At 39.8% G+C, this 17,523-nt stretch carries 21 protein-coding genes and 1 pseudogene; 5 read left to right on the plus strand and 17 right to left on the minus strand.

What is annotated here, in order from left to right; translation table 11 throughout:
* Positions 1-108 precede the first annotated feature (108 nt).
* Entirely contained in the window at positions 109-540 is a 432-nt protein-coding gene (locus Q2U82_RS00745) for an Hsp20/alpha crystallin family protein (RefSeq protein WP_068760956.1), read from the plus strand.
* Between the two features lie 73 nt (positions 541-613).
* Here Q2U82_RS00745 and rluF read toward each other — a convergent pair whose 3' ends face one another.
* The gene (gene rluF / locus Q2U82_RS00750; RefSeq protein WP_410005869.1) at positions 614-1,468 is read right to left on the minus strand and encodes a 23S rRNA pseudouridine(2604) synthase RluF; all 855 of its coding nucleotides are present in this window, start codon (positions 1,466-1,468) and stop codon (positions 614-616) included.
* Between the two features lie 112 nt (positions 1,469-1,580).
* On the opposite strand from rluF, the gene Q2U82_RS00755 reads away from it, so the two are divergent.
* Positions 1,581-3,107, plus strand: coding sequence for a GH3 family domain-containing protein (locus tag Q2U82_RS00755; protein WP_410005870.1), 1,527 nt, complete (start codon positions 1,581-1,583; stop codon positions 3,105-3,107).
* Between the two features lie 150 nt (positions 3,108-3,257).
* Here the strand turns inward: Q2U82_RS00755 and Q2U82_RS00760 are convergent, their stop codons facing one another.
* From Q2U82_RS00760 to Q2U82_RS00780, 5 genes are all read right to left on the minus strand, one after another.
* Entirely contained in the window at positions 3,258-3,839 is a 582-nt protein-coding gene (locus tag Q2U82_RS00760; RefSeq protein WP_410007105.1) for a hypothetical protein, read from the minus strand.
* Between the two features lie 235 nt (positions 3,840-4,074).
* A complete protein-coding gene (gene uvrB / locus Q2U82_RS00765; RefSeq protein ID WP_410005871.1) occupies positions 4,075-6,072 on the minus strand; it encodes an excinuclease ABC subunit UvrB in 1,998 nt (665 codons plus the stop codon).
* A 149-nt stretch (positions 6,073-6,221) separates the two neighbouring features.
* The gene (locus Q2U82_RS00770; protein ID WP_410005872.1) at positions 6,222-6,515 is read right to left on the minus strand and encodes a type II toxin-antitoxin system RelE/ParE family toxin; all 294 of its coding nucleotides are present in this window, start codon (positions 6,513-6,515) and stop codon (positions 6,222-6,224) included.
* Positions 6,505-6,759 carry a type II toxin-antitoxin system ParD family antitoxin gene (locus Q2U82_RS00775; RefSeq protein ID WP_410007106.1) on the minus strand — a complete coding sequence of 85 codons (255 nt, stop codon included), beginning with the start codon at positions 6,757-6,759 and terminating at the stop codon, positions 6,505-6,507. Before Q2U82_RS00775 ends, Q2U82_RS00770 begins: the two co-directional genes overlap by 11 nt.
* Positions 6,760-7,025: 266 nt before the next feature.
* The gene (locus tag Q2U82_RS00780) at positions 7,026-7,424 is read right to left on the minus strand and encodes a hypothetical protein (protein ID WP_410005873.1); all 399 of its coding nucleotides are present in this window, start codon (positions 7,422-7,424) and stop codon (positions 7,026-7,028) included.
* A gap of 526 nt (positions 7,425-7,950) precedes the next feature.
* Between Q2U82_RS00780 and Q2U82_RS00785 the strand changes: the two genes are divergently transcribed.
* Both Q2U82_RS00785 and Q2U82_RS00790 read left to right on the plus strand, forming a co-directional pair.
* Positions 7,951-8,946 (plus strand): IS110 family transposase, encoded by a 996-nt coding sequence (locus tag Q2U82_RS00785; RefSeq protein ID WP_410004620.1) that lies wholly within the window; start codon positions 7,951-7,953, stop codon positions 8,944-8,946.
* 37 nt (positions 8,947-8,983) lie between these two features.
* Positions 8,984-9,220, plus strand: a pseudogene (locus tag Q2U82_RS00790) (IS110 family transposase); the annotation flags it as partial.
* Between the two features lie 46 nt (positions 9,221-9,266).
* On the opposite strand, the gene Q2U82_RS00795 reads toward Q2U82_RS00790, so the two are convergent.
* The 7 genes from Q2U82_RS00795 to Q2U82_RS00825 form a co-directional block, all read right to left on the minus strand.
* The gene (locus tag Q2U82_RS00795) at positions 9,267-9,671 is read right to left on the minus strand and encodes a hypothetical protein (protein ID WP_410005874.1); all 405 of its coding nucleotides are present in this window, start codon (positions 9,669-9,671) and stop codon (positions 9,267-9,269) included.
* 161 nt (positions 9,672-9,832) lie between these two features.
* Positions 9,833-10,501, minus strand: coding sequence for a tetratricopeptide repeat protein (locus tag Q2U82_RS00800; RefSeq protein WP_410005875.1), 669 nt, complete (start codon positions 10,499-10,501; stop codon positions 9,833-9,835).
* Between the two features lie 150 nt (positions 10,502-10,651).
* Entirely contained in the window at positions 10,652-11,527 is an 876-nt protein-coding gene (locus tag Q2U82_RS00805; RefSeq protein ID WP_410005876.1) for a hypothetical protein, read from the minus strand.
* A gap of 90 nt (positions 11,528-11,617) precedes the next feature.
* Positions 11,618-12,460, minus strand: coding sequence for a tyrosine-type recombinase/integrase (locus Q2U82_RS00810; RefSeq protein ID WP_410005877.1), 843 nt, complete (start codon positions 12,458-12,460; stop codon positions 11,618-11,620).
* 137 nt (positions 12,461-12,597) lie between these two features.
* Positions 12,598-12,960 carry a hypothetical protein gene (locus Q2U82_RS00815; protein ID WP_410005878.1) on the minus strand — a complete coding sequence of 121 codons (363 nt, stop codon included), beginning with the start codon at positions 12,958-12,960 and terminating at the stop codon, positions 12,598-12,600.
* Between the two features lie 287 nt (positions 12,961-13,247).
* Positions 13,248-13,742 (minus strand): hypothetical protein, encoded by a 495-nt coding sequence (locus tag Q2U82_RS00820; protein ID WP_410005879.1) that lies wholly within the window; start codon positions 13,740-13,742, stop codon positions 13,248-13,250.
* A 201-nt stretch (positions 13,743-13,943) separates the two neighbouring features.
* Positions 13,944-14,615, minus strand: a complete 672-nt coding sequence (locus tag Q2U82_RS00825; RefSeq protein ID WP_410005880.1) for an RNA polymerase sigma factor — start codon at positions 14,613-14,615, stop codon at positions 13,944-13,946.
* A 123-nt stretch (positions 14,616-14,738) separates the two neighbouring features.
* On the opposite strand from Q2U82_RS00825, the gene Q2U82_RS00830 reads away from it, so the two are divergent.
* Positions 14,739-15,113 carry a DoxX family membrane protein gene (locus Q2U82_RS00830; protein WP_410005881.1) on the plus strand — a complete coding sequence of 125 codons (375 nt, stop codon included), beginning with the start codon at positions 14,739-14,741 and terminating at the stop codon, positions 15,111-15,113.
* Between the two features lie 211 nt (positions 15,114-15,324).
* Here the strand turns inward: Q2U82_RS00830 and Q2U82_RS00835 are convergent, their stop codons facing one another.
* From Q2U82_RS00835 to Q2U82_RS00850, 4 genes are read right to left on the minus strand one after another with little or no spacing between them, the layout of a single operon-like run.
* A complete protein-coding gene (locus Q2U82_RS00835) occupies positions 15,325-15,822 on the minus strand; it encodes a hypothetical protein (protein ID WP_410005882.1) in 498 nt (165 codons plus the stop codon).
* A gap of 59 nt (positions 15,823-15,881) precedes the next feature.
* Complete coding sequence (locus Q2U82_RS00840; protein WP_410005883.1) at positions 15,882-16,457, minus strand: pentapeptide repeat-containing protein; 576 nt, start codon at positions 16,455-16,457, stop codon at positions 15,882-15,884.
* 4 nt (positions 16,458-16,461) lie between these two features.
* Positions 16,462-17,019: a dihydrofolate reductase family protein gene (locus tag Q2U82_RS00845; protein WP_410005884.1), complete on the minus strand. Its 558-nt coding sequence runs from the start codon at positions 17,017-17,019 to the stop codon at positions 16,462-16,464.
* Positions 17,020-17,031: 12 nt separating this feature from the next.
* Positions 17,032-17,406 (minus strand): VOC family protein, encoded by a 375-nt coding sequence (locus tag Q2U82_RS00850; protein WP_410005885.1) that lies wholly within the window; start codon positions 17,404-17,406, stop codon positions 17,032-17,034.
* Positions 17,407-17,523: the final 117 nt, after the last annotated feature.

Below are 17,523 nucleotides of genomic sequence, written 5' to 3' on the forward strand. Positions count from 1 at the left end.
GTCATTCAAAAAAAATAAAAATCGGTCAAAATGACCTGTTTTATTACTTGGAATTGTTATTGAATAAGTGATAGGGAATTTAAAAAATAACACAAACAATATATAGTTATGAAAACAGTTAATAAAAACAGTATTTGGTTGCCCGGACTTTTGGACAATCTATTTTTGGAGAACCGAATGGATGCGCTAAATAATTATGAAACATTTAGCATTCCAGCGATAAATATTATTGAAAATTTGCCGAATTTTGTAGTCGAATTGGCTGCACCGGGATTGCAGAAAGAAAATTTTACCATTGAGGCTGAGGAAGATACACTTAAAATAGCTGCAAAAAAGGTAGAAGAAAAGAAAGAAGAAACCAGCGATTCACACTTCAAGAAAAGGGAGTTTAATTACAGCAGTTTCGAGCGCACTTTCAAGCTTCCTGAAAACATAAAAACTGAAGAAATTCAGGCCAGTTACGAAAATGGGGTCCTTCGGGTTACCCTTCCTAAAATGGAAGAAAAGAAAGCATTGAAGAAAATGGTTGAGATTTCATAATTGAAATTTAATTTGGTTAGTTAGTTGAAAATGACCGCGTGCTACTCAATCGGTGCGCGGTTTTTTCATGGCACTATTTTGGGCCTCTCCTTCTTCGTCCTCCAATACTATTTTGTTCCCTTTTTAAATTCCGCTCCTCTTGCCTTTTCTTTTCGTGTTTTATTGTTTCCACAGCCTTTTGGCGGCCATCCTTTAGGTATGCCATAGGCAAACCGTCACTATCCTTTACGGAATCCCTTAGCGTTTTTAGCTCTTCAGGAGTAAGGTCACGCCACTGTCCTACTGGTAAATCTCCCAATTCCAAATTCATTAATCGTACCCGTTGCAGTGCTACCACTTCATACCCCAAATACTCACACATTCTGCGAATCTGTCTATTTAAACCCTGCACTAATATAATCCGAAACTCAAACCTGCTTATTCGTTCAACTTTACATCGCTTGGTAACTGTGTCTAAAATTGGAATTCCGGAGCCCATCCGTTTTATAAATTCATCCGTTACGTGCCTATCAACTTTTACGATATATTCTTTCTCGTGTTTGTTTCCAGCGCGAAGAATTTTGTTTACAATATCACCTTCATTCGTCAATAAAAGAAGGCCTTCACTGGGCTTATCCAGTCTTCCCACGGGGAAAATGCGTTCGGGATGGTTTATAAAATCTACCACATTGTCATCAAAACGGGTGTCGGTTGTGCAAGTAATTCCAACTGGTTTGTTCAGCATTATAAATACTTCTGCTGTATTTTCCTTGATGAGTTTTCCGTCCACGCGAACCTCATCATTGGGCATCACCCTATCGCCCAGCCCACTCTTTTCGCCGTTCACGGTTACGCGTCCCTTTTCAATTAAGGTATCGGCCTCTCGGCGGGAACAGTAACCGCTATCGCTAATTGCTTTGTTTAAACGTACTGAGTCTGGGTGGTGCATTCTTTTTTTGGTAAAGATAACACTATTGAAGCGCAAAAAGAAAAAGGTTAAAATTGATTTAATTGCTTCTTCCAGCTTTATGAAAAATCGTAGTTTCAAAAAAAAAAATAAAATGGCAATACTCGGCTCAATTATAAAAACGGCGATAGATCTTCGCGGCGCAATCGTTTCGGAAAAATCTCCCGTTGAATCACAAAAAGAGGTTTTAAAACAGCTGCTCGAAAAAGCAAAGGATACCGCCTTCGGAAAATATTACGGTTTCTCACAAATCTTGGAATCTGAAGATCTGGAAAAATCATTTTCTGAAAAAGTGCCCTATTTTGATTACCACCAAATGGAGTCGGAATGGTGGTGCAAAACGCAAGAAGGCTTAAAGGATATTAGCTGGCCGGGAACGCCCACGTATTTTGCCCGAAGCAGTGGCACCACGGGAAAAACCTCAAAAAGAATTCCGGTTACCGATGAAATGATAGAGGCAATAAGAACCACGGGAATAAAGCAGGTGGGCGCGTTGACCAATTTCGAAATTCCTTCCGATTTTTACGAAAAGGAAATTATGATGCTCGGAAGCAGCACAAATCTAGAGGAACAAGATCAATTTTTGGAGGGTGAAATAAGCGGTATCAGCGCAAGCAACATTCCGTTTTGGTTTCGGGGTTATTACAAACCGGGTGAGGAAATTGCCCAAATGGACGACTGGGACCAAAAAGTGGAAACCATCGCCAAGAATGCGCGCAGTTGGGACATTGGCGCCTTAAGCGGAATTCCATCTTGGATGGAGCTTATGATGAAAAAGGTAATTGAATATCACGACGCAAAAAACATTCACGATATATGGCCAAACCTGCAAGTGTACACCACTGGCGGCGTTGCATTTCAACCGTATGAAAAGAGTTTTAACCAACTGTTGGCGCATCCCATAACTGTGATTGATACTTATCTGGCTTCGGAAGGATTTTTGGCATTTCAGAATAGACCCGATACTACTTCAATGAAATTGGTAACGGATAACGGAATCTATTTTGAGTTTGTTCCCTTCAAACCTGAATATATAAACGAGGACGGTTCGCTTTCTCAGGACGCCCCTGCCCTAACCCTTGCGGAAGTCGAGCCCGATACAGATTACGTTTTAATAATCAGCACCGTTTCCGGAGCTTGGCGTTATTTAATTGGTGATACCATTGCGTTTACCGACGTTGAAAAAGCCGAAATAAAAATCACGGGGCGCACCAAATTCTTTTTAAATGTGGTGGGTTCGCAGCTTTCCGTAAATAAAATGGAGGTCGCTTTGCAGGAAATGGAAGAGAAATTTGATATTAAAATTCCTGAATTTACTTTGGCGGCTGTAAAGATTGATGGCGAATTTTACCATCATTGGTATTTGGGTACAGAAACGGAGATTAACGCTGAAGAAATTGCACAGGCATTGGATGAAGCTTTAAAAGAAGCCAATAAAAATTATTCCGTAGCGCGTTCAAAGGCTTTGAAAGGAGTGAAAGTCAACACTATACATCCGAATATTTTTCACGAATGGAACGCCAAAAACAAAAAGAAGGGCGGACAGGTTAAGATGGAAAAAGTGATGGGCGAGGAAAAATTCGCGGACTGGGAAACGTTTGTGAAAACTCAAATTGAGTAATGAGTAGTGAGTAATTAGTAATTAGTAATTAGTAATGAAAAATACAAAATTTTAAATCTTGTCGCCATAAGCATAGTCAAAATTCAGTCGAAGGGTCAAGGGTCTTCCAGCAATCCAAAAATCTAACAATCCAACAATCTAACAATCCAACTATCCCTCCCCAACAATCTCAGGCTCCTCCTCCACTTTATTTTTATTAATGAGCTCCATTACTTCTTCTGGAGAAATGTAGAGCCTGCGGATGCGCTCCTTGTATTTTTCGGAAAGATGGGCGTTTTCTAAAATGAAGTTTTTCGTAGTCAAGATATAATCCCCCATCCCGTGCTGTATGGCATAGGTATCTGCCGTGCGCTCCACTTCCTTAATGTGCAAAGGGGAAAGCAAATACTTTATTCCAAAAATAAGCATTCCCATATTGGTGCGGTCGCGATAGTCCATAATATGACCAAGTTCGTGGCCAATCCAACCTACTTTTACGTCGGAAGGGATATCTTCCATTGTGAAATGTTCGCCTTCAATCTGAATGTTTCGGCTTATTAAAATTACGTACTCCCGATTTTCCTTCCTCTTAAAAAAACTTGCAAACCGCGGCTGCGCCTGCATGGTAGATTTTTTTATATTGTCCTTGAATTTGAATTCTATTGCAGTATCGTAAAGTTCAGGGTAAAAGGTAATTGCCTCAATAACTTCCTTTTTGATGCTTTCGGGAATAATCTTATTGTCCAAATTGATGTTTTGCGCTGGTAACATATAACAGGCAAAATACAAAATAGGGACAGTAAGGTACGTTAAAGGCATTGTAAAATTAGGAATTAGCGAAGAGCGAATAGGGATTAGGGGTTACAGGTTGTAGGTTGTAGGTTGTAGGTTGTAGGTTGCAGGTTGCAGGTTGTTGGTTAATAAAAATGAACATTGAAAATTGAAAATTGAACATTAAACATTGAGCATTGAGTATTGAAAATTGAACTTAAACTTCCTCCAATTGTTTCTGAAATGTTTTAATCTTATCCCTCAGCTTGGCGGCCATCATAAAGTCTAAATCTTTGGCGGCTGTTTCCATTGCTTTTCTCGTGTCGCGGATTTTCTTTTCTATCTGGGCTTTCGTTAAATATTCCACCTCAGCTTCTGCGGCAAGACTTTCTGCGTTTTCAAACGTGTAGGCTGCTTGTTTGGATTTTGTCAAGGAGTTTTCAAAAGACTTTTTAATCTGTGTTGGCGTAATGCCGTGCTCCTCGTTATAGGCAATCTGCTTTTCCCTTTTGTAATTGGTGCTGTCAATGGTTTCCTGCATACTGCGGGTTATTTTATCGGCATACATGATTGCTTTTCCATTTAGGTTTCGCGCGGCGCGGCCAACGGTTTGGGTCAGGGAGCGGTTGCTTCGCAAAAATCCTTCCTTATCGGCATCGAGAATGGCTACCAAGGAAACTTCCGGTAAGTCCAATCCTTCTCTCAAAAGGTTTACCCCTACCAACACATCAAAAAGACCAAGACGCAAATCCTGCATAATCTCCACGCGTTCCAAGGTATCCACATCACTGTGGATGTAGCGGGTGCGGATTTGTACTCGGGTTAAATATTTGGTCAATTCCTCTGCCATTCTTTTGGTAAGCGTGGTAACCAAAACGCGTTCGTCTTTTTCTATGCGAAGCTGAATTTCCTCCAACAAATCATCAATCTGGTTTAGGCTTGGGCGTACTTCAATTGGTGGGTCCAGCAAACCTGTGGGACGAATAATCTGTTCCACATAAACACCGCCGCTTTTTTCAAGTTCGTAATCGGCGGGCGTGGCGCTTACGTAGATTACTTGGTTTTGCAGGGCTTCAAATTCCTCGAACTTTAGCGGACGGTTGTCCATCGCGGCTGGTAAACGGAAACCGTATTCCACCAAATTTTCCTTTCGGGAACGGTCGCCGCCGTACATGGCACCAACCTGCGGAATGGAAACGTGGCTTTCATCCACAACCATTAAATAATCCTTTGGAAAGTAATCCAACAAACAGAACGGGCGCGTGCCGGGCAAACGTTGGTCCAAATAGCGCGAATAGTTTTCTATCCCACTGCAATAGCCGAGTTCGCGAATCATTTCGAGGTCGAAATTGGTGCGCTCGTCAAGGCGTTTGGCCTCCAAATGTTTTCCTATTTCCTTAAAATAATCAACCTGTTTTACCAAATCATCCTGAATGTTTCGGATGGCGCCCTGAAGCACATCTGGTGAGGTCACGAACATATTTGCTGGGTAAATATTCAGTCGGTCGTATTTGGCTTTTATGTTGTTATTCAACGGGTCAAACACTTCAATCTCTTCAATTTCATCGCCGAAAAAGTGAATTCGGAAAGCGTCATCAGCATAGCCAGGAAAAACATCTATCGTATCTCCTTTTATGCGGAAACGGCCGTGATTGAATTCTGCTTCGGTTCTTGAGTAAAGACTTTGCACCAAACGGTGCAACAATTTGGTGCGGGAGATGATCTGCCCTTTTTCCAAACTGATTACGTTTTTCTGGAATTCCGCGGGGTTCCCGATACCGTAGAGGCAGGAAACCGAGGAAACCACCAGCACATCCCTCCTGCCCGAAAGCAAGGACGAGGTGGTGCTCAATCGCATTTTTTCAATTTCCTCGTTTATGGAAAGATCTTTTTCTATATAGGTGCCGCTGCTTGGTATAAACGCTTCGGGCTGGTAATAATCGTAATAGGAAACAAAATACTCAACCGCGTTTTCGGGGAAGAGGTTTTTAAACTCCGTGTACAACTGTGCCGCAAGCGTTTTGTTATGCGCTAAAACCAGGGTTGGCTTTTGTACCTGCTGCACCACATTGCCCACGGTAAAGGTTTTCCCGGAGCCTGTAACGCCCAATAGGGTTTGGTATTTTTCTCCGGCTTCTATGCCTTCCACCAAGGCTTTTATGGCTTGGGGCTGGTCTCCGGAGGGGGTGTATTCTGTAGTTAATTTAAAATTCATTTGTTCTTTTTCATTGCCCTACAAAGGTAGCGAAAATAGAAGTGAGTATTTAGTTGTGAGTATTGAACGTGAGATGTTAGAAGTTTTTATCTTTTGGATTGTGCACGAGCGGGACGGTCAAATTATTAAGGGCTATTTGCGGATACCCTCTACAAATGACTTTCAATATCCATCATTTCATGCAAAATTCTTATGATTTCAAGTTCGTTGCGTTTTTTGTTTACTTTGAAAAAAATGAAATGTGACTTTACTTTTGCTCGGAAATAATCCTTTCTTATATGATTATAATCTAATGCAGATTCAGGCTTAAAAGATATATATTCAATTTCGTCAAATATCGAATTCAAGTAACGGTCAGCTTGTTCCATTGACCAAGTTTCAAAAGTATAAAGCCAGATAGTCTCCAAATCATTTGCGGCCTCAATACTTAATCTATAATTCATTTTTTGAATGTTTTTTCTTTAGGAAGTCCAAAAAGGAATCACGATCAAAATTTTCTACAAATCCCGATTTTTCACCTTTAATCAATGCTTTAACCAGTTCCGCTTTTTTGTTTTCTTCCTGTTCAAACATTCTTAGGGCTGCTCTGATAACTTCACTTGCAGATGTATATTTTCCAGATTTAACTTGGTTGTTAATGAAACTGTCGAAATAATCGCCTAGTAAAATGGAAGTGTTTTTGGCCATGTCTTTTTTCTCAAAAATACCAAGCGTTGGTATTAAAAACAAATATTTTATTGTAAAATTTTAACTTGGATTGTTGCTTAACGTTTTATCAATTGTGGTGTATCTCGGTAAGAACGCTTCACATAAAAAATGAATTTAGATTTTCCTAACGATGCCCTGCGCTTGTTAGGGATTGAGGATTTAGTGGCGCATTGAAAATGCTTTATAAGGATGGGCACGCTTTGGAAAAGCGCGCCAGGGGGGAGTTGGAAAGACGTTGCTATTTACTACTTTTTATGTATAATTATCTTTTCACCACATTTTCTACCTCCTCCTGTTTGAGTAGCATGACAAACAATTTCAGCAGTAGTGAAATCACTGCCAAATGCTATTGTCGCTGTTGCTGCATTGGCGCCAGAAACAATTGTCACTGATCCATAACTTACCGTCCACTCATAAAAAGGATTAGCTACATTGCTTTCGTATTCATAAGTCAAAATTTCATCAGGGCTTGCCAGATCAGAGCCATAAACACAGCAAATAGCCCCCTCAATGGTTGAGATTTCTTCACCACAAAGGAATTCAACAATCTCTTCATTTTCCCTACCACCATCATCTTTTTTTGAACAAGAATTGATTAAAGGAAGAAACGTAAGTAACAAAAAGTAGATACTTATTTTTTTCATACTATTTTGGTTTTTTAAGGAGTTAACTTTCTTTATGGTCTTAAAAAATTAAAATGGTTGTGTGTACTTTTATTTTTTTTATTAAAACCAATATAGTAATTAGGTTGCGAACGTGTGCTTGCTGGTTAAGTAGAAGTGAGACGGGAATCGTGAGACGTGAGAAGTTTTTGGGTTGTGATGGGGTTTGTGTTTACACGAGCGGGACGCTCGCGCTAGCCCTTAGTTTAGCAATGTTATTCACATAGATGTTTCAAAACATTGATAATGATGATGTAAGTGATTGATTTTCTTTTCTTTTTGCTTCTTTTTCTTTTCTTTGTTGATAACCTCAATAATTGTGGATAACAACCAGACCGATAAGGGCGAGTTAGTCGCGCTGCAAAGCTTTCAGGCTTATCCCCCGATTAAATCCCTTATCGGTTTATTCTGAACGGGCATCAAATGGAAATTCAGGTTCTCAGGCCTATTATCAGGGTTTCGATGGCAATTCAGATACTTGGTTGCATCCTTCTCAAAACCCAAAGATATGAAGAAAGAGGATTTTTTACATTTTATCGGCATCGACATTTCCAAAGACACCTTTGACGTTGCGGTGCTAAGTGGCGGAGAGCCCGCCTCTTTTGTTTTTGACAATACCCAGAAGGGCATCAATGCTTTCCTTAGGTCGCTAAGGAACCAAAAAATGTCACTGGCGCAATGCTTGATCTGTACGGAGCACACGGGCGTTTATGGCAGGCTCCTCATTGCAAAGCTCGTGGAGAAAAATGCTTTCCTGTGCGTAGAAATGTCCTTGAGGATAATCAGGAGCCTTGGTATAAGGCGCGGAAAGACTGATAGAATAGACGCCATACGTATTGCCGAGTACGCGCAGAAAAACGTGGAGGAACTTGAGGTTTACGAGCCCCTGCCCGAGGTTCTTGAAAAGGTGAGGATATTGTTGACGGTGCGAGAAAGACTGGTAAAGAACCGAGCGGACCTGAACAAATATCCCAATGAGCTCAAGCGGTTTGCACCGGAACTTGCTAAGTTGGCACAGCAGAATATTAAGAAGACAAGCGCCACACTAACTGCGGAAATAAAAAGAATAGAGGCCGAGATGCAGGCACTGGTTCTTTCCGATGACAGACTGAACAGGACGGTTGGCCTTGCCACATCTGTTCCGGGCATCGGCAAGATAACAGCGCTACAGCTCACTATTTACACCAACTTCTTTACAAGATATGAAAACCCACGCCAGTTGGCCTGCTATTGCGGGGTGGTGCCGTTTGAGCATTCCTCGGGCACGAGCATTTTGAAAAGGGCGAGGGTGAACAATATGGCAAACAAAAACCTTAAACGGCAGCTGCATTTGTGCGCCCTGGCGGCAAAGACATATGACCCAGAGATGAAAAGCTATTTTAAGAGAAAGGTGGAAGAGGGAAAATCAAAGATGCTTGTGATAAACAACATAAGGAACAAGCTTGTTCACAGAGTCTGTGCCGTCATAAAAAGACAAGAACCATATGTGAAAATGACGGCTTAAGTTTTAACCATTTTTGTTTGGTTTAAACATGGAAATCGGGGGCAGCAAGATCAGCAAGGTCGGCAACAAAAAGTTGAGGAACCTGTTGTTCCTGTGCTCGTTTTCAGCATGCAAGCACAACAAAGCATGCAGAGAGGTCTATGAGCGTATAGTGGCAAAGGGAAAAAGCAAAAAACTGGCGTTGATAGCAGTTGAAAATAAGTTGCTGAAACAGGCATTTGCAATCGCAAAGAGTGGACTGCCCTATGACGAGAAATTTATGTCGAAATTGTAGAAAAAAGATTAGGTTTTTAACTTAGATCTTTGTTGTGCGCTGGCTTTTAATTTTCATTTTCTAAATCAAATAAATTAAATGCTTTAATAAATATAGAATCAGATTTGATTTCTAATCCTCTCGGCTTAAGTTCAGTTCTTTTTAGAAATTTTATGTCGAAGGTATCTTTGAAAGCAAGATTTGAGCTTTCAATTACTAATTTTTTGTTATCTAGTATTTTCCAAGTCGAATTAGGGTCATCTATAAAATGAACTGTTTCGGGAATAGAAATGTCAGAATTAATATTAAAAATCAGGACGTTTGAGTATAAATAGCTTTTGTAATCTTTGTGATTAAATTCAATTTTTTCAATAGCCCATTTTCCAATAATCTTATTTTTTAATGATTCTTGATTTGATGAACAAGAATTAAATATTAAGCCTATTAATAAAGTAAGTATTTTTAATTTCATTCAAATCTTTTTTAGCTTGCGCACAACGTTGGGTATAAGGATAGTTGCGTGTGTAAGCAACTAACTTACTAAAAATGGAACGAACCAGAGGAAAATCCGCAGGATTTTCCGAGTAGGCTAGAACCAAGCAATTATTTTTACACGGTGTTGGCGTGTTGTTATTATTCATTACAGTCTTGTTTAATCCATTTTATCGCTTCTTCATTTCCATTTTTTAATGCGTTTTGATAGTCCAAACAAGCTTCTTTATTTTTTCTATAAGCGTGAAAAATATGACCTCTGTACAAATAACTATTTCCAAGTTCAAAGTTTTTTTGAATACAAAAATCAAAGTCCTGAAAAGCTGTTTTTGAGCTGTCAATATTGTAATAAGCTATTCCTCTTTCATATCTTATTTCTTCCATTGCAACGTCAAACTCAAAACCATCTATTATTGAATTCTCAATCTTATCTATATAAATAACATCAGTACCTTTTGTTTTAATTGCACTATTGAAATCATCAATAGCGCCCTTAAAATCATCTAGTCTTTTTTTGTTCTTTCCCCTATTTAAATAGGCTAGTGTATTGTCAGGGTCAATTTTGATTATGGTTGAATAATCTTTTATTGCTCCTATATAATCTTCAATGATTGATTTGTCAACAGCTCTATTTGTTAAGGCGTAAAGGTTTTCAGGGTCTTTTTCTATTGCGATATTTAACAGAGAAATTGCGTCTTTGTATTTCCCTACCTTTTCCAATTTTTCCGCCTCCGCATTATAATCCGATGAAGTTTTGAAATCGCAAGAAGTCAAATTAAAAATTATTAATGTTAAAAGTAAATATCTCATTTTTTAATGCACGCCAACGTCTCGGCTATGAGTAGTTGCGTGGTTTAGCACTTAACTTTGCAAGTACACACCAAACTGAAAATCCGCGATGATTTTCAGAAGCAGGTGAGAACAAGCAATTACTTATAGCCATTGTTGTGCGTTCGTTTTTTATTCTTTTTTAAACATATTTTTATAGTGTTCAACGTGATGAGGAAATTCCTCTTCGTAAAATGGGTAACTTATTCCCAAAATTGAGATTTCATATCCTTCATCTTTCATTCCTGTAATTGCATTTCCAGCAACTCCTTTTATTTCAAGTCCATCCTCTCTGAATACCTTTAATTCTGGTATTACTTGGGTGTCAATAAATTCAAATTCTGGGTCGTCAGTATTTATTACAATATTATTTTTCAAGCAGTATTCTTTCAATAATTTGTATGGCGTTTTAATTCCATTGAATTCAACTAGTCCAAACGCCACTCCCATTGGGGCGTCTGCTTTTTCGAGTTTTGAAGTTCCAATTTCTTTGTCTTCTAAAACTACATTATAGTTTTTTTTACAGCTGTTAAGTACCTTTTCGTTGTAAAAATTTAAAGAATAGTCAGAAGCAAGACATTCAAATGTCTCGTCTTTAAAAAAGAATATGAAATGTTTTCTGTCCGAATTGTTGTTTTGTATTCTATGAATTGGATTTGGTAACTCTTTATCTAATCCACTCTTAATTTCATAGAATTCTCCCCAAGGTAATTCGTTGTGATTTGTTCTGTATTGTCCATAAAAATACCCCTCGTCATTGCAAGTATTTAGAGAGTATTCCGAACAGTTTTTAAATCGGATTTTGACTTTATCTCCTTCTTGATATTTGTCGAATTGAAAATGATTAAGATAAATATCCATTATCAAGTCAATTCCATCCACTTTTATTTCAATTTCAGGTGAAACTGGGTTAGCGTTCCAATCCTTTGTTATTTGGGTATAATCAATTTTTCGAGTTGGAATTTTCTCTACCTTATTTGTTCCAAATATTTTATTTATCCAACTCAAATTCGTTTGTTTTCGGGTTTTCTTAAATGACGCACAACTAGTGTATATCAACATGCACTTTATTTCGCATGTCTTTGGCCAAAGTACAACTTATTTTAAAAAGCTCAAAGGGCTTGGGGTGTTTGTAATGTGGTGGTTGCTTACATGGGTGTAAATTTCGGTAGTCTTACTACTGCCGTGCCCCAAAAGCACCTGTATGCTCCGTAGGTTCACTCCATATTCATAAAGGTGGGTGGCATAGCTATGGCGCAAGGTATGTGGGGTTACTTTTTTGCGTATGCCCGCTTTTTTTGCAGCACGGTACAATACCCGCCGGACACTTGTGGGTGAGTAGGGAACTGTTTTTAAAGCACCCTGGGCGTGTTGCCCTTCAAATAAGTAGGTAACGGGACGATACTGTTTGTAGTATTTCCGCAATAGGTGCAATAACTCTTCCGGCAAGGGTACTGTGCGGTCTTTAAAGCCTTTTCCTCGCCGCACGGTAATGCACTTGCGGCTGCTATCTATATCTTTTATCTGTAAATTGATAAGCTCTCCAATGCGCAACCCACAGGCATAGAGGGTTTGCAACATGGCCAGATGCTTTACATTTGCCACAGCAGAAAAAATACGGATCACCTCTGCCTGGGACAGCACCGTGGGCAACCGCTTTTCTTTGCGCGGGCGAACTACATGTAGGTAAAGGCGCTCTTGCCCCAAGAGATTTTCCCAATAAAACTTAAGAGCATTTATAGCTTGGTTTTGGCTACTAATGGCATACCCTTGGTGTATTAAGGAGGTAATGAACACCTCGCCACTTTCCTGTATGCTTGCATCTAGGGTATGCAACAAGCAGTAATCGCGGTACATAGTAAGATAGCTTTTATAGGTTCGCTGGGTGTGTGGCGAATAATTTTTGCGTTCCAATAACCGTTGTATAGCAGAAAAATCCATAACGGGTGCAATATAAAGGGCTTTTCCTTACAGAATACCTATGTAACCATTTATAGTCGTTTACAAATATTTATAAAAAAGTTAAACGTTTACAACTATTTAAAAAAGGAACTACAACAGGGGTATAAACCTGTAATTTACCCCTTCCCCACCACCGCCATAAGCGTTTCCACCTTAGTTTTCAACACCCTATTCTCCTCCTCCAGCACGGCAATGCGCTCCTGTAGTGGCAGCGTGGAGTCTGGGGCATTGGTGGTAAAGTCTGGCGGCAGCTGGGCGGCGAGGTCTGCAAAAAAGTTGTGCTTCATTACCGTGCATAGCTGCCATAAAATTTCAGTCTGTAAGGAAGGGCGCTTGGTAAACCTGTGCACTGTTTCGGGCGCGCGTTGCAGTACCCGCGAAACGGCTGCTTTTGAGATGCGTCTTTTCTTGATGCGTTCGGAAAGCATTTCCCCTATGTGGGGGCTGTTTTTCTGTTTTTTAAACTTATTTGTTGCCATAATGCTGTATTTTATTAGTCAAACAATCAGTTTTATTAGTTAGATAGTCAATACTATTAGTTAGACAGTCAATTACATTAGTTAGATAGTCAATAGTATTGGTCTAAATGCAAGAATTATTAGTTTAAAGGTCAATTTAATTAGTCTTTTGGTGGGTTTTATTAGTCCAATAATCAATAGTATTAGTCCAATTGTAAGTTTTATTGACTTTTAGACTATGATTTTCGTGAAAACCAGTTGCTAAAAAAACGGTTCGGGAAGAACCGCTTTTTCCCACGCCTTAAAAATTAAGTTGTGGTGTCTTCGCCATCGGTAGGCCGGGAACCGCCCGTCCGCGTAAAACGCTCGCGCATCTGTTCATAGCCCGCGCGGGCATCCTCACTGCCTGCCTTGCTCATCGCCTCATAAATGGTGTAGATGGCGAGGGAATAGGTATATGCCTCGTGGGCCGCTATGCGGGAAAGGTCATCCAGCTTGCGCTGTAGGGCCTTGGTGCGTTCGCTAACCATCTGCAACTGCTCAAACAGATCGTAATCGTTCTGCAGGGTGGTAAGCTGGAAGGTGGTGGGCAACACGCTGGCGCCACTGCCGCGCAGTACGTTTACCACTGTTTCCACAAACACGCGGTTGTCCACATCCATACCGGTGTAGCGACGGCGTTGGTCATCGTTTAGGGCGCCTTCTGGCAAGGCTGCCATAAAATCGTTAAGGGCGGTGAGCGCAGTGGTGAGCACTGCGGGATCTACGACTTCGTTAAGTCGGTTTTCAGTTAAACTTGACATAACTATTTCAGTTAATGGTTAATATGACTTCAAGTTCAAAAATATATCAATACCAGTCAAGGGGGATTTCCCCCATTTTTTTACAGGGTTTTTCCTGTTTTTCAACAAGTTGTGGGTTAAAAAACCGCTAGGGCGCGGTTTTTTTTTGTTTGTAGATTATAGAATCAGGGGTTTATATTGTACGCCTCTTTCGGCAGTGTGCTATATTCCTTTCATCACGGCTTCGGTCAGGCGGTCGCAGCGGCTAAAGCCAAATTCAAAAACCGCTGTGTTGTTTGAGAGTCTGTAGAGGGTTTCCTTTAGCATTTCCTTAGAGCGGTGAAGCCGAATTTTTACATTGGCCAAGCTTATCTCCAAGGCGGCGGCAATTTCCTTTAGGCTCATTTCCTCCACCTCTTTCATTATATAGACTGTCCTGTACTTTAATTCCAATTGGTCTATAGCCTGCTCCAGCAGTTGTTTGGTCTCTTTTTGCGCCATTTTTTCTTGCGGATTTAAGTTTTTACGGTCTGGAATTTCCATAACCAGGACATCATCGGTAGTTGGGGAATAGTTGTTTAAGTACAGCATTTTCCCTTTCTTCCTCAGCGCTGCCAAGGCTTCGTTTATGGCAATGCGGATAAGCCAGGTTGAAAACTGTGATTCCAAATTGAATTGGTAAAGTTTGGTGTATGCCTTTATGTAACTGTTCTGCATCACGTCTTCAATTTCGGCCTCGTCCTTTAGATAGCTTCTGATTACCCGATAGAGTTTTTGGTTGTTGCGTCTTACCAAAATTTCATAAAGTTCCTTTTCACCGCTCAAGATGCGCTTGATTACCGTTTCCTCTTTTAGTTTATGGTCGTTAATTGTGTTGCTTTTTATTGCTTCCATTGCGGTGCTTGTTTTCCTTTTAGATGGCGAATCTTTTAAAAAGATACAAAATTCTTGTATCCTTTTTTGAAGAGAACCATCAAACGGGTGTAACAAATGTATAAACATTAAAAATTTAAAATTATGAACGCTAACGTACACTTAGTAAAAACCCTTTTAAAATACACCTTTGGCTTGGTGCCCATTGTTGCGGGTCTGGATAAATTCACCAATATTTTAACCGATTGGTCCCAATACATCTCTGAGGGCTTTGCAGAAATGCTGCCTTTTGAACCTTCCACTTTTATGATGATTGTGGGGGTTATTGAAATTATTGCAGGTATCCTGGTATTGACCAAAACCCAGATAGGCGCTTATGTAGTTTCGGCTTGGCTGGTAGCCATTGCCTTAACATTGCTATTTAGCTGGAGCTATGTGGATGTTGCGGTAAGAGATTTGGTGATGGCCATTGCGGCATTTTCCTTAGCAAAATTATCTGAAGGCAACCCCATTAAATAAAGTGCTTAAGAATCCATGGACTTGTGGAAAACACAAAAGGATTGGCCAGAAAAGGTTTAAATTCTTTGGGTTATTTTAATGTCTATGGATTCTTTTTTTAGGTTTTCCAAAAGCAAGAAAATAAGAAGTGAACAGTGAAGCGTAAAAGGTTTTTGGGGTTGGTAACAATTTGCAACTGGATATTGGAAAGGCAAAAAACTAATTGCAAGAATTATTCACTAAAAGGCTCCTCATAGGTATAACTAATCTTGCCTTCCGTAATAATAACTTCTTGGTTGGCGTCGCTCAGTTTTCCAGAAAAGGTCATCCGGAAGCAATTCTTTGTATTTGTAATTACGTTGCTTTGCAATTCCCCCTCCAGAAAATCACCCCTAAAGAGAGTGTTGTCCTTGTACTGGGAATAGATGAATTGCTCAATGATGTTTTGGCCCGTGGTCTTGTAGGGAAGATGAAGCACAATGCTTTGTTCCTGATATGGGTTTTGCTCTTCCCTTCCAAAATTTAAGGATAGCTCATAGCCGTCACTTCTTATATCAATTCCGCGACCATAGGCGTGAAAACTTTGCGACTCCCCATTTACAAGCATGGTTATTTTGGTTTCTTGGCAGCTGGCGTTTTCATCGCTTTTGGAATCGTCTTTTGAACAGGAACTGAATAATACTACTACTGAAATAAAGAATACTTTAAAGATCTGGGAAGGTGTTTTCATCGTTTTTATGGCTGCTTATTGATAGGTTTTCTAATAAAAAAAAGGCAAGATAGCTAAAATTAATTTTCAATCTTAATTTGAAATGTATCTAAAAGTCCAACAACTTCCGGCAAGGAAAATTTTGCGCCCTTCAAGCGGTTTTGTTCTGGGTTTATGGAGTAGTTGGTAGCGTTTCTGAAATCTGCCTGCTCTAGATTTGTGTTTTGAAAAGTGGCGTTTTGCAGATTGCAGAAGGTTAATTTGGAGTTTTTCAAATCTGCTTCAGAAAAATCCACACTTTGCAGTTGGCAGTTTATAAAGGAGCTTCTGCCGAGTTTCATTTTGTAAAAAATGGAATGGTCCAATTGGCAAGTATCAAAAGTTGCGGCAAAACCAAAGGGATTGCAGGCATCAAACTGCAGGCCGAGCATTTTGCAGTTTTTGAATTGCACATCTTGAAACGAAGTGTTTTGTAAATTGGCATTGCTAAAATTGCAGTCCAAAAATTCACATTCCGCAAATCGGGTTTCAGCAAGACTTGAATTCGAAAAATTACAGCCAACGAAGGTGCAATATTCATACTCCCCTATTTCCAGTGGCTTTTCGGAATAGTCAACTTTTGTGAAGGTTTGTTCGTCTGTGTATTTGGCTTCCATAAAATTAATTGTTGTTCTTTTCCGGTTTATAGTAAAACAACACCGCGCCCCCCTTAAAGGTTTTGGTCTTTATGAGTTTAAGTATTTTTCTGTCTTTTAGATTTTCAAACAATGGCAATCCTCCCCCCGCAATTACAGGATGGACGCACAACTGCAGTTCATCCAGCAAATTGAGTTGTAGCAACTGTATAATCAAACTTCGGCATCCCACTAAATTATTTTTGCCCTCTTGGTTTTTGAGACTTAAAACTTCTTCAGCCAACGGAAGGGTTGCCAAACGGGCACTTTCCCACTCTGTACTTTTAAGCGTGTGCGAAAAAACAATTTTTGGAATTCTGTCAATAGCCACGGCAAAGTCGTCCATTGCCTTTTCTCCAGTAGGGTTTTCCAGCACCGTTTTCCAATATTCCATAAGCTGGTAGGTAATCCTACCGTAGAGTATGGCGTCTCCCTCAAGTAACAGTTTTTCGTAATGTTGATGTATTTCGGCATCGGGGGTTGTTGCGGTATGGTCGCAATATCCATCCAGCGTCATATTGATTGCGCCTATTAGCTTTCCCATGGCTTCATAGAATTAATTAATCTTTCTTGATTGTAAGTTAAAAACCGTGCCCGCAGGATCTTGGATCCAGTGCATATTTTTAGGTAATTCCTCAAGTTCATCACAAGTTTGCACGCCTTGGGACTCCAGATAGTTTGTGGCTTCGGCTACATCAGGAACTGTAAGCTGCAACCAAGTTTCTGAATGTGTATAATTGTCCACACAGTCCAACCATAGCACATTGTTTCCAAATTTCACGGCATGAGTTCTGGATATTGTGGGATTGTCTATAGGTTTCTCCTCCACTTCCAACTTCAAAATATCCCTGTAAAAAGCAACTGTTTTATCGTATTTGCTTTTTGGAATTTTTATGGCAATGTTGATTCCTGCTTCAAATTTTGGGTTCATAATGATAGGTTTTGTTTACTAAGTTGAAGTTATTTTTATTATTGCAACAATTTTTATAGAATACCCCGCATCGCAAAACCCTTTTCGGTGCCAAATAAAAAATTATGATGGGAGCGC

This window comes from Aequorivita nionensis, assembly GCF_046352995.1.
GTDB classification, from domain to species: Bacteria; Bacteroidota; Bacteroidia; order Flavobacteriales; family Flavobacteriaceae; genus Aequorivita; species Aequorivita nionensis.

Bases quoted from the DNA above. Each gene is read 5' to 3' on its own strand.
- Q2U82_RS00820 (WP_410005879.1), bottom strand. From the start codon at position 13,742: ATGTCAAGTTTAACTGAAAACCGACTTAACGAAGTCGTAGATCCCGCA.
- Q2U82_RS00815 (WP_410005878.1), bottom strand. From the start codon at position 12,960: ATGGCAACAAATAAGTTTAAAAAACAGAAAAACAGCCCCCACATAGGG.
- Q2U82_RS00830 (WP_410005881.1), top strand. From the start codon at position 14,739: ATGAACGCTAACGTACACTTAGTAAAAACCCTTTTAAAATACACCTTT.
- Q2U82_RS00780 (WP_410005873.1), bottom strand. From the start codon at position 7,424: ATGAAAAAAATAAGTATCTACTTTTTGTTACTTACGTTTCTTCCTTTA.
- uvrB (WP_410005871.1), bottom strand. From the start codon at position 6,072: ATGAATTTTAAATTAACTACAGAATACACCCCCTCCGGAGACCAGCCC.
- Q2U82_RS00835 (WP_410005882.1), bottom strand. From the start codon at position 15,822: ATGAAAACACCTTCCCAGATCTTTAAAGTATTCTTTATTTCAGTAGTA.
- Q2U82_RS00785 (WP_410004620.1), top strand. From the start codon at position 7,951: ATGAAGAAAGAGGATTTTTTACATTTTATCGGCATCGACATTTCCAAA.
- rluF (WP_410005869.1), bottom strand. From the start codon at position 1,468: ATGCACCACCCAGACTCAGTACGTTTAAACAAAGCAATTAGCGATAGC.
- Q2U82_RS00850 (WP_410005885.1), bottom strand. From the start codon at position 17,406: ATGAACCCAAAATTTGAAGCAGGAATCAACATTGCCATAAAAATTCCA.
- Q2U82_RS00775 (WP_410007106.1), bottom strand. From the start codon at position 6,759: ATGGCCAAAAACACTTCCATTTTACTAGGCGATTATTTCGACAGTTTC.
- Q2U82_RS00810 (WP_410005877.1), bottom strand. From the start codon at position 12,460: ATGGATTTTTCTGCTATACAACGGTTATTGGAACGCAAAAATTATTCG.
- Q2U82_RS00755 (WP_410005870.1), top strand. From the start codon at position 1,581: ATGGCAATACTCGGCTCAATTATAAAAACGGCGATAGATCTTCGCGGC.
- Q2U82_RS00795 (WP_410005874.1), bottom strand. From the start codon at position 9,671: ATGAAATTAAAAATACTTACTTTATTAATAGGCTTAATATTTAATTCT.
- Q2U82_RS00800 (WP_410005875.1), bottom strand. From the start codon at position 10,501: ATGAGATATTTACTTTTAACATTAATAATTTTTAATTTGACTTCTTGC.
- Q2U82_RS00825 (WP_410005880.1), bottom strand. From the start codon at position 14,615: ATGGAAGCAATAAAAAGCAACACAATTAACGACCATAAACTAAAAGAG.
- Q2U82_RS00840 (WP_410005883.1), bottom strand. From the start codon at position 16,457: ATGGAAGCCAAATACACAGACGAACAAACCTTCACAAAAGTTGACTAT.
- Q2U82_RS00745 (WP_068760956.1), top strand. From the start codon at position 109: ATGAAAACAGTTAATAAAAACAGTATTTGGTTGCCCGGACTTTTGGAC.
- Q2U82_RS00845 (WP_410005884.1), bottom strand. From the start codon at position 17,019: ATGGGAAAGCTAATAGGCGCAATCAATATGACGCTGGATGGATATTGC.
- Q2U82_RS00770 (WP_410005872.1), bottom strand. From the start codon at position 6,515: ATGAATTATAGATTAAGTATTGAGGCCGCAAATGATTTGGAGACTATC.